The sequence below is a fragment of the Caballeronia sp. AZ7_KS35 genome (assembly GCF_023631045.1).
Lineage (GTDB): Bacteria > Pseudomonadota > Gammaproteobacteria > Burkholderiales > Burkholderiaceae > Caballeronia > Caballeronia zhejiangensis.
On sequence record NZ_JALQDV010000036.1, the window covers coordinates 148,220 to 158,941 of the forward strand.

General features: G+C 62.7%; 9 protein-coding genes. 6 read left to right on the top strand and 3 right to left on the bottom strand.

The features are described 5' to 3' along the window. The first annotated feature begins 20 nt into the window (after positions 1–20). The 5 genes from NCT05_RS22660 to NCT05_RS22680 are packed head-to-tail and all read left to right on the top strand — an operon-like array spanning position 21 to position 4,665. Entirely contained in the window at positions 21–320 is a 300-nt protein-coding gene (locus NCT05_RS22660; RefSeq protein WP_175982376.1) for a sarcosine oxidase subunit delta, read from the top strand. Further along, the gene (locus NCT05_RS22665) at positions 317–3,319 is read left to right on the top strand and encodes a sarcosine oxidase subunit alpha family protein (RefSeq protein WP_250503207.1); all 3,003 of its coding nucleotides are present in this window, start codon (positions 317–319) and stop codon (positions 3,317–3,319) included. Before NCT05_RS22660 ends, NCT05_RS22665 begins: the two co-directional genes overlap by 4 nt. Next, positions 3,309–3,962, top strand: coding sequence for a sarcosine oxidase subunit gamma (locus tag NCT05_RS22670; RefSeq protein ID WP_008354173.1), 654 nt, complete (start codon positions 3,309–3,311; stop codon positions 3,960–3,962). The genes NCT05_RS22665 and NCT05_RS22670 overlap by 11 nt, the downstream gene beginning before the upstream one ends. Further along, complete coding sequence (locus NCT05_RS22675; RefSeq protein ID WP_250436316.1) at positions 3,959–4,402, top strand: dihydroneopterin aldolase; 444 nt, start codon at positions 3,959–3,961, stop codon at positions 4,400–4,402. Before NCT05_RS22670 ends, NCT05_RS22675 begins: the two co-directional genes overlap by 4 nt. Continuing rightward, positions 4,399–4,665, top strand: a complete 267-nt coding sequence (locus NCT05_RS22680) for a hypothetical protein (RefSeq protein ID WP_008354170.1) — start codon at positions 4,399–4,401, stop codon at positions 4,663–4,665. The genes NCT05_RS22675 and NCT05_RS22680 overlap by 4 nt, the downstream gene beginning before the upstream one ends. 177 nt (positions 4,666–4,842) lie before the next feature. Here the strand turns inward: NCT05_RS22680 and betA are convergent, their stop codons facing one another. The 3 genes from betA to betI are packed head-to-tail and all read right to left on the bottom strand — an operon-like array spanning position 4,843 to position 8,642. Then, complete coding sequence (betA, locus tag NCT05_RS22685) at positions 4,843–6,543, bottom strand: choline dehydrogenase (protein ID WP_250440855.1); 1,701 nt, start codon at positions 6,541–6,543, stop codon at positions 4,843–4,845. Positions 6,544–6,555: 12 nt separating this feature from the next. After that, on the bottom strand, positions 6,556–8,025 hold the full coding sequence (gene betB / locus NCT05_RS22690; protein WP_175982380.1) for a betaine-aldehyde dehydrogenase: 1,470 nt from the start codon (positions 8,023–8,025) through the stop codon (positions 6,556–6,558). 29 nt (positions 8,026–8,054) lie between these two features. Then, complete coding sequence (gene betI, locus NCT05_RS22695) at positions 8,055–8,642, bottom strand: transcriptional regulator BetI (RefSeq protein ID WP_008354158.1); 588 nt, start codon at positions 8,640–8,642, stop codon at positions 8,055–8,057. A 227-nt stretch (positions 8,643–8,869) separates the two neighbouring features. Here betI and fdhA point away from each other — a divergent pair, with 227 nt between their 5' ends. Next, positions 8,870–10,066 (top strand): formaldehyde dehydrogenase, glutathione-independent, encoded by a 1,197-nt coding sequence (fdhA, locus tag NCT05_RS22700; protein WP_008354157.1) that lies wholly within the window; start codon positions 8,870–8,872, stop codon positions 10,064–10,066. Positions 10,067–10,722 lie beyond the last annotated feature (656 nt).

A 10,722-nucleotide genomic window follows, 5' to 3' on the forward strand; every position in this document is an offset into this window, starting at 1 on the left:
TCGCATTAGGAGCGAAAAACATGTTGCTGATCGAATGCCCCTGGTGCGGGCCGCGCGCCGAAACCGAATTTTCCTGCGGCGGCGAAGCGGATATCGCGCGCCCGCTCGACACCGAAAAGCTCTCCGACCGCGAGTGGGGCGACTACCTCTTCATGCGCAAGAATCCGCGCGGCGTGCATCGCGAGCAATGGAATCATGCGCAAGGCTGCCGCCGCTGGTTCAAGGTGCAGCGCGATACGGTTTCATATGAAATTCAAGGCTACGAGACGTTCGACCGTCCGCTGGCTGTGATGCATGACAACGGAGGCACGTCGAAATGAGCCAGAAAGACCGACTCGGCATGGGCGGGCGCATCAATCGTGCGATTCCCGTCACCTTCACGTTCAACGGCAAGACGTATCAGGGCTTCGAAGGCGATACGCTCGCGTCCGCGTTGCTCGCGAACGGCGAGCGCTTCGTCGCGCGCAGCTGGAAGTATCACCGTCCGCGCGGGATCATCACGGCGGGCGTCGAAGAGCCGAACGCAATCGTGCAACTCGAAACCGGCGCGTACACCGTCCCGAATGCGCGCGCTACCGAAGTCGAGCTGTATCAAGGGCTCGTCGCGCAGAGCGTGAACGCGAAGCCGAACATCGAAAACGATCGCATGGCGGTCAATCAGAAGATCGCGCGCTTCATTCCCGCAGGCTTCTACTACAAGACGTTCATGTGGCCGCGCAAGTTGTGGCCGAAATACGAGGAAGTGATTCGCGATGCAGCGGGTCTCGGCGAAGCGCCGAAGCAACTCGACGCCGATCGCTACGACAAGTGCTTCGCGCATTGCGACGTGCTCGTGATCGGCGGCGGACCTTCGGGTCTCGCGGCGGCGCATGCGGCGGGTTTGTCGGGCGCGCGCGTGATTCTCGTCGACGATCAGCGCGAACTCGGCGGATCGCTTCTGTCGTGCCGCGCGGAGATCGACGGCAAGCCCGCGCTGCAATGGGTGCAGAAAATCGAAGGCGAACTGCGCAAGATGCCCGATGTGAAGGTTCTTTCGCGCAGCACGGCGTTCGGTTATCAGGATCACAACCTCGTCACGGTCACGCAGCGTCTGACGGAACATCTGCCGGTATCGCGCCGCAGCGGCACGCGCGAACTGATGCGGAAAGTGCGCGCGAAACGCGTCGTGCTCGCGACCGGCGCGCACGAGCGCCCGATCGTTTTCGGCAACAACGATCTGCCGGGCATCATGCTGGCGTCGGCGGTGTCGACGTATCTGCATCGCTATGCGGTGATGCCGGGCCGCAACGCCGTTGTGTTCACCAACAACGACGACGCGTATCAATGCGCGCTCGATCTGAAGGCGGCAGGCGCGGATGTGACCGTCGTCGATCCGCGTCCGGCCGAATCGAAGGGCACGTTGCCCGCGGCCGCGCGACGCTACGGCGTGCGCGTGCTGAACAACGCGGTCATCACGGCTGCGCGCGGCAAGCTGCGGGTTGCATCGGTCGAAGTGGCTTCGTACGACAAAGGCCAGGTCGGTCAGAAGCAGACAGACCTGCCATGCGATCTCGTCGCCATGTCGGGGGGCTGGAGCCCCGTGCTGCATCTCTTCGCGCAATCGGGCGGCAAGGCGCACTGGCACGAAGAGAAAGCGTGCTTCGTGCCGGGCAAGGCGATGCAACTGGAGAGCAGCGTCGGCGCATGCGCGGGCGAGTTCTCGCTGTCGCGCGGCATTCGCCTCGGCGCGGATGCGGGCGCGGAAGCGGCGCGCGCGGCGGGTCATATCGTCGTGAAGCCGGCTGCCGTGCAAGTCGCTGAAATCGTCGAAGCGCCGATGTTGCCGCTGTGGATCGTCGGCAACAAGGAATTGTCGACGCGCGGTCCGAAGCAATTCGTCGACTTCCAGAACGACGTGTCGGCGGCCGACATCTATCTTGCGGCGCGCGAAGGCTTCGAATCGGTCGAGCACGTCAAGCGTTATACGGCGATGGGCTTCGGCACCGATCAGGGCAAGCTCGGCAACATCAACGGCATGGCGATTCTCGCGCAAGCCTTGGGCAAGACGATTCCCGAGACCGGCACGACGACGTTCCGCCCGAATTACACCCCTGTCACTTTCGGCACGTTCGCGGGCCGCGAGCTGGGCGAGTTTCTCGATCCGGTGCGCAAGACCGCGATCCACGAATGGCACGTCGAGAACGGCGCGATGTTCGAGGATGTGGGCAACTGGAAGCGTCCCTGGTACTACCCGAAGGCGGGCGAGGACATGCACGCGGCGGTCGCGCGCGAGTCGCTCGCGGTGCGTCAGAGCGTCGGCATTCTCGATGCATCGACGCTCGGCAAGATCGACATTCAAGGCCCCGATTCGGCGAAGCTCCTGAACTGGATGTACACGAATCCGTGGAGCAAGCTCGAAGTCGGCAAGTGCCGTTACGGGCTGATGCTCGACGAGAACGGCATGATCTTCGACGATGGCGTCACGGTGCGTCTCGGCGAACAGCATTACATGATGACGACGACCACCGGCGGCGCGGCGCGCGTGCTGACGTGGCTCGAACGCTGGCTGCAGACCGAATGGCCCGACATGCGCGTGCGTCTCGCATCGGTGACGGATCACTGGGCGACGTTCGCGGTCGTCGGACCGAACAGCCGCAAGGTGCTGCAGAAAGTGTGTCACGACATCGACTTCGCGAACGCGGCGTTCCCGTTCATGAGCTATCGCGATGGCACGGTGGCGGGCGCATCGGCGCGCGTGATGCGGATCAGTTTCTCGGGCGAGCTCGCGTATGAAGTGAACGTGCCCGCGAATGTCGGACGCGCGGTGTGGGAAGCGCTGATGCTCGCGGGCGCTGAATTCGACATTACGCCGTACGGCACGGAAACGATGCACGTGCTGCGCGCGGAGAAGGGCTACATCATCGTCGGACAGGATACGGACGGCTCGATGACGCCTTACGACCTCGGCATGGGCGGGCTTGTCGCGAAGTCGAAGGACTTCATCGGCAAGCGCTCGCTCACGCGTTCGGACACTGCAAAACAAGGGCGAAAGCAGTTCGTCGGCCTGCTCACCGACGATCCTTCGTTCGTGCTGCCGGAAGGCGCGCAGATCGTCGCGGGACCGTTTCAGGGCGATACCGCGCCGATGCTCGGACACGTCACGTCGAGCTATTACAGCCCTATTTTGAAGCGCTCGATTGCGTTGGCCGTCGTGAAGGGCGGTCTGGAGAAGATCGGCGAATCGGTCATGATTCCGCTCGCGAACGGCAAGCGGGTCAACGCAAAAATCACCAGTTCGGTGTTCTACGACAGCGAAGGAGCACGTCAGCATGTTGAATGAGATCAAAGGTTCCTCGACGGTCGTCGATCGCGCAATCAGCGGACAGGGTGTGTGGCAGGAGTCTCCGCTCGTCGGCGCGGATGCATTGATGAAGACGCATCAGTCGGGCTCGCCGAAAGCGTTTCGTCTGGCCGAGCGGCCGTTCCTCGAACTCGTGAACGTGCGTGGCGATACGCGCGATCCGGCGTTCGCGAAGGCGGTGCAGAGCGTGATCGGCTGCACGCCGCCCGAGAAGGCGAACACTATTGCGCGCGGCAACGGTTATACGATGCTGTGGCTCGGTCCCGATGAATGGCTCGTGCATTCGGATACGGCGCACGATGCATCGCGTCCCGCGCCGCTCGAAGCGAAACTGCGCGACGCGTTCGTCGGACAGTTCTCGGCGGCGGTGGATATCGGCAGCGGTTATACGGTGCTCGAAATCGACGGACCGAAGACGCGTGAGGTGCTTTCGCGCGGTTGTCCGCTCGATCTGCATCCGAAGGTTTTCGGCGAAGGACAATGCGCGCAGAGCCATTACTTCAAGGCATCGCTTACGCTCGTGCCGCTGGGCGGCGATCGCTTCGAGATAATCGTGCGCCGCAGCTTCGCCGATTACTTCGTGAAGATGATGCTCGACGCCGCCGCGCCGTTGCTCTCATGAAGCCGTTCGAACCGCTTGCCGCGGGTGGCCTGGGCTGGCGCGTGATCGTCGATGAGTTGATCGTGGAGACGCGCGTCGGCTTGTATGAGCATGAGCATGAAGGGCCGCAGCCCGTGTGCATCGATGCGAGCCTGCGTTATCGCGGCATGCCGCATGAATCGGACGATGGTCTCATTGATTACGAGGCGTGGTGCAATCGGGTGAGCGCGTTTCTTGAAGGGAAGGCGCATACGCGCTTGCTGGAGACGCTCGCGGTGGAGATCGCCGCGTTGTCGTTCGAAGAGTGGCCGGCGCTGGATGCGCTTACTTTGGTGCTGCACAAGCCGAAGATTCGTGAGGGCACGAAGCGGCTTGGGCTTGAACTCGACTGGCGTCGGGCGGATTTCGATGCTTGGCGGTTGCGCGTCGATGCGTGGGATGCGGCTGTAGTCCGGCGATGAACGCGTCGCGTGATTCGGCTGCGCAGCTCTCCGAACGTGCATGCAAGAAGCATGATGCGGATGCGGCGCTTAAGCTGCTGGATCGAAGTATCGCGCTGAAGCATCGGCGGATTGCGTTGATTCGGTATCTGCATGCGCAGTATCTCGATGCGCCGTTAGAGGCCAGGCATCATGAGTATGTGAGGGTCGTGGCGGCGCGGTTGAGCGCGGAGGCGGTGGTTAGGGTGGTGGAGGCGGCTAGGGGGAGGTTTGGGGGGAGTTGAAGCTCCGCGGGGGCGGAGGAATGCGACGATCGAGCCGTGCGCGGAGATAGACCTTGGCGTGCCACATGGCGGCATGGGTGCCGCAGTGGTTCCTCCGCATGCGCGGAGATAGACCCGATTTGTGTCCACACACCTACAACCCCCGTTAGCCCCCTCAGCCCAAGGGGAGCTCCCCCCTCAAACCCCCACCAACCCCCCCTTCGCCCCCACCACCTCCCGCGCCCGTTTCCCCCGCGCCACAAAATAAGCCGTCTCCGCCCGCCCCAACGCAGCAACGCCTCTAATCCGATCCGCAATCTTCTCCGCCAACATGATCGTCGGCGCATTGAGATTCCCGGTCGTGATCTGCGGCATGATCGACGCATCCACGACGCGCAATCCTTCCATCCCATGCACGCGTCCTTCGCCGTCGACGACAGCCATATCGTCATAACCCATCTTGCACGAGCACGAAGGGTGAAAAGCCGTCTCCGCCTTCGCCCTCACGAACGCATCGAGTTCCGCATCGCTTTGCAGATCATCCGACGGATGCAACTCCCGCCCGCGATATCGCGCGAGCGCGGGCTGCCGCATGATCTCGCGCGTAATCCGAATGGCATCGCGAAACTCACGCCAGTCGAGCGGATCGGCCATGTAGTTGAAAAGAATGCTCGGATGCGCGTTCGGATCGCGCGACTTGAGCTTCACGCGCCCCCGACTCGGCGAGCGCATCGATCCGACATGCGCCTGGAACCCATGCATCTTTATCGGATTCGAGCCGTTGTAATTGATCGCGACCGGAAGAAAGTGGTACTGGATGTTCGGCCAAAGATCCTCGTCGCGCGTGCGGATGAAGCCGCCCGCTTCGAACTGATTGCTCGCGCCGATGCCCGTCCCGTTCAGCATCCATTCGAGCCCGATCGCCGGCTGATTCCACCACTGCAGCGCCGGATATAAGGACACCGGCTCCTTGCATTCGTACTGCATGTACATCTCGAGATGATCCTGCAAGTTCTCACCGACGCCCGGCAGATCATGCACGACAGGAATCTCCAACTCCTTCAGCCAGTCAGACCGTCCGACGCCCGAGCGCTGCAACAACTGAGGCGATGCAATCGCACCGCTGCACACGAGCACTTCGCGCCGCACATGCGCCGTCACGCGCTGCCCGCCATGCAGATAAGCAACGCCAATAGCACGCTTACCCGAGAACAACACGCGATCCGTGATCGCATGCGTCACGATGGTCAACCCGGCACGATGCTTCGCGCGATCCAGATACCCGCGCGCCGTGCTCGCACGACGTCCCTTCGCGGTCACGGTGCGATCCATCGGACCGAAGCCTTCCTGCTGATAACCGTTGAGATCCTCGGTACGCGGATAACCCGCCTGCACGCCTGCCTCGACCATCGCGGCGAAAAGCGGATTGTTGCCGGGCTTGCTCGTCGTCACATGCACGGGACCATCGCCGCCGTGATACGCATTCGGTCCGATATCGCGCGTCTCCGCTTTGCGGAAATACGGCAGACAGTCGAGATAACTCCAGTTCTCGAGACCGGGCATCGACGCCCAGTTGTCGTAATCGAGCGCATTGCCGCGGATATAACACATGCCGTTGATCAGCGACGATCCGCCCAGCCCCTTGCCGCGCCCGCACTCCATCCGACGGTTGTTCATATGCGGCTCGGGCTCGGTTTCATAGGCCCAGTTGTATCGCCGCCCTTGCAGCGGATAAGCCAGCGCCGCAGGCATCTGCGTGCGAAAGTCGAAGCGATAATCCGGCCCGCCCGCTTCGAGCAGCAGCACCGTCACGTCTTCGTCTTCCGTGAGACGCGACGCGAGCACGTTGCCCGCCGATCCCGCACCGACGATGATGTAATCGTATTCGTTCGCGCTCATCGCACATGCTCCTTAAAACACAGGCTGATAGGGACCGAGCTCGACCTGCACGGACTTTATGCGCGTAAAGGCGCTCAGCGTGACGATGCCGTTTTCGCGCCCGACGCCCGATTGCTTGTATCCGCCTACGGGCATTTCCGCCGGCGACTCTCCCCACGTATTGATCCAGCAGATGCCCGCTTCGAGCCGATGAATCACGCGATGCGCGCGCGACAGGTTCTCCGTCACGACGCCCGCCGCGAGGCCGTAGTCGGTATCGTTGGCGCGCGCGATGACTTCGTCTTCATCATCGAACGCGAGGATGCTCATCACAGGCCCGAAAATTTCTTCGCGCACGATGCGCATGTCGTCGCGGCAATCGGCGAACACGGTCGGCTCGACGTACTGGCCGCGCGCGAATGCGCCGTCGGTCATGCGCCCACCGCCCGCGACGAGCCGCGCGCCTTCGCGCTTGCCGCTCTCGATATACGTCAGCACCTTCTGCAACTGCGCGGCGCTCGCGAGCGGCCCGAAATTCGTCCGCGGATCATCGGGCGCGCCGATGCGAATGCGCTTCACGCGCTCCATCACGAGCGCTTCGAACTTGCCGATGACACCGCGTTCGACGAACACGCGCGTGCCGTTCGTGCATACCTGTCCGGAACTGAAGAAGTTCGCGCTCATTGCGATATCGGCGGCGCGTTCGAGGTTGGCGTCGTCGAATACGATGAGCGGCGACTTGCCGCCGAGTTCCATCGTCACTTCCTTGAGCGTCGATCCGCCCGCGCGCGCCATCACTTTTTTGCCGGTTTCGACGCCGCCCGTGAACGATATCTTCTCGATGCCCGCATGTTCCGCGAGCATCGCGCCTACGCGTCCGTCGCCATGCACGACATTGAAGACGCCCGCGGGCACGCCCGCTTCCGTATAGATTTCCGCGAGCTTCGACGCAGTCAGCGGCGTGATTTCGCTCGGCTTGAAGATCATCGCGTTGCCCGCCGCGAGCGCGGGCGCGGATTTCCAGCACGCGATCTGAATCGGATAATTCCACGCGCCGATGCCCGCGCACACGCCGATCGGTTCGCGCCGCGTATAAACGAACGACGATTCGCGCAGCGGAATCTGCTCGCCTTCGATGGCCGTCGCGAGCCCCGCGTAATACTCGATGACATCCGCGCCCGTGACGATATCGACGGCGCGCGTCTCCGCGATCGGCTTGCCGGTATCGCGTGTTTCGATCGCGGCGAGTTCGTCGTTGCGCGCGCGCAGCAGATCGACCGCGCGGCGCAGGATGCGCGAGCGCTGCATCGCGGTCATCGCGGCCCATTCGCGCTGGCCTTCGCGCGCCGATTTCACCGCGCGATCGATATCCGCCTGCGACGCCCGCTGCACGCGCGCGAGCGTTTCGCCGGTCGCGGGATCGAGCGTGTCGAAGGTTTCGCCGCTTGTCGCATCGACGTATTCGCCGCCGATATAAAGCCGTTGCTCTCCGAATGCGGACATGTCGCGCTCCTTTCCTTGAATGTGATTAATCAGCCGTGCGCTTCCAGCACGAGGTCGATGTATTCGTAAGCGAGCCGCAGCGCGCCCTTCGTGTCGAACGGCTCGCCGGCCAGCGCGCCGCGCAGCCACAGGCCGTCGATCAGCGCGGCGAGGCCGCTTGCGGCGCGGCGCGCGGCGGGCTTCGTCAAGGCACGCGCGAAATCCGCGCACAGGTTCGAATGCAGACGCCGCGTGTTCACGCGCTGCAGCCGGCGCAATTCCGGCTTGTGCATGCTTTCCGACCAGAACGCGAGCCAGGTTTTCATGACGGGCCCGTTCACCTGTTCGACATCGAAATTCGCCGCGACGACCGCGCGCAGTTTCGATCGCGGATCGGGCTTCGCGGCTTTGCGGCGGCGCGACGTGCCTTGCCATAGCGAGCGCAGCACATGGCGCATCGTGGCTTCGAGCAGACCATCCTTGTCGCCGAAGTAATGGCTGACGATGCCCGTCGACGTGCTCGCGCGCTGCGCGACCGAAGCGAGCGTCGCGCCGGAAAGTCCCGATTGGTCGATGGTATGCAACGTGGCGTCGATGAGTTGCGCGCGGCGGATATCGCGCATTCCGAGCTTGGGCATGGTCTTTTCGTGACTGACGATGTGCGCCGATACTATTTTTTTTATTTTGAACGGTCAATCAATAAAAACCGGGTCGAAAGGATTTCTGCGCGCGATGTCGGTTTCAGTCAAACGTGCGTCGCATTGAGTGCGAGTCGCGGCGTCGCGAGAGCGCTACCCTCGTTGCACGGGCGCGGTCATCGGTCGGATGGTTCGCGCATGCCGTCCACGAAACAAGGAGACGATCAATGAGCAGCAATCGCGGCGTCGTGTATCTGGGGCAGGGCAAGGTCGAAGTGCAATCCATCGACTATCCGAAGATGGTCGATCCACGCGGGCGGGACATCGGCCACGGCGTCATTCTGAGGGTCGTCAGCACGAACATTTGCGGCTCGGATCAGCACATGGTGCGCGGCCGCACGACAGCGGAAGTCGGCCTCGTGCTCGGCCATGAGATTACGGGCGAAGTGATCGAAGTGGGGCGCGATGTCGAGACGCTTGCCATCGGCGATCTGGTTTCGGTGCCATTCAACGTCGCGTGCGGCCGTTGTCCGACGTGCAAGGCGCAGCATACGGGCGTGTGCCTGAACGTGAATCCGTCGCGTGCGGGCGGCGCGTATGGCTATGTCGACATGGGCGGCTGGATCGGCGGTCAGGCGGAATACGTGATGGTGCCGTACGCGGACTTCAATCTGCTGAAGTTTCCCGACAAAGCGCAGGCGATGTCCAAGATCCGCGATCTGACTTGCCTCTCCGACATTCTTCCGACGGGTTACCACGGCGCGGTGATGGCGGGCGTGGGGCCGGGCTCGACGGTGTATATCGCGGGCGCGGGGCCGGTCGGGATGGCGGCGGCTGCGTCGGCGCGCTTGCTGGGCGCGGCTTGCACGATCGTCGGCGACATGAACGAGGAGCGTCTTGCTCATGCGCGCGCGATGGGCTTCGAGACGATCAACCTGTCGAAGGATGCGACGCTCGGCGAGCAGATCGAGCAGATTCTCGGCAAGCCGGAAGTGGATTGCGCGGTCGATTGCGTGGGTTTCGAAGCGCACGGTCACGGCAGCGATGCCGGTCACGAAGCGCCCGCGACGGTGCTCAATTCGCTGATGGAGATTACGAAGGCGGCGGGCGCGATCGGGATTCCGGGTCTTTACGTGACTGACGATCCCGGTGCGGTCGATGCTGCGGCGAGGAAGGGGAGTTTGAGCATTCGCTTCGGGCTGGGCTGGGCGAAGTCGCATTCGTTCCATACGGGGCAGACGCCGGTCATGAAGTACAACCGCAATCTGATGCAGGCGATTTTGTGGGATCGGTTGCCGATTGCCGATATCGTCAATGTGACGGTGGTTTCGCTCGATGAAGCGCCGGATGGGTATCGGAAGTTTGATGGCGGAGCGCCGAGGAAGTTTGTTATCGATCCGCATGGGTTGTTGAAGGCGGCTTGAGCCTTTGTTTTTGCCCCCGGCGGGTTGGGGGCCTTCGGTTTTCTTGTTGTTGCCGGATCCCGTGATCGCGTCGGTCTATTGGCACGGCCCCCGTGCGGGGCGGCGCCTACTTTCTTTGCCGCTGCAAAGCTGGGTTTGGCGTTTCGTTTCTTTTCGCCGGATCCCGTTTTCGTGGCGGTCTATTAGCGTTGCCCCTGTGCGGGGCGGCACTCACTTTCTTTGCTGCTGCAAAGAAAGTAAGCAAAGAAAGCAGCTTTTCAGGCCCGCGGTCACACGCAATTTGGGTAGTCCTCTCGTCACAGGCGGCACTCGCCTAAAGAGTGCCCTCAAACACCTAATCGGGCTTGGATCGCGCACGGTCCGCCGCCCGAAAACGCTGAGGACACTGGTTCAGCACGAAAGAGCTTCGGCACAGCGCTACGCGCTGCCGCCCGGTATGCAAGGGAAACCAACGTGCGGCAAGTGCAGCGAGATGGAGACGGCAGCAAAGAAGCACGCGCGGACCCGATTGACCGGTCGGCCGCGAAGCGGGCCGGAGCTATTTGGTGCTGAACCAGTTCGGTGTGTGGTGCGATGGTTCAGACCGTGCGCGAGCCAAGCCCGATTAGGTGTTTGAGGGCACTCTTTAGGCAGCCCACGATGGACGAGAGGACTAC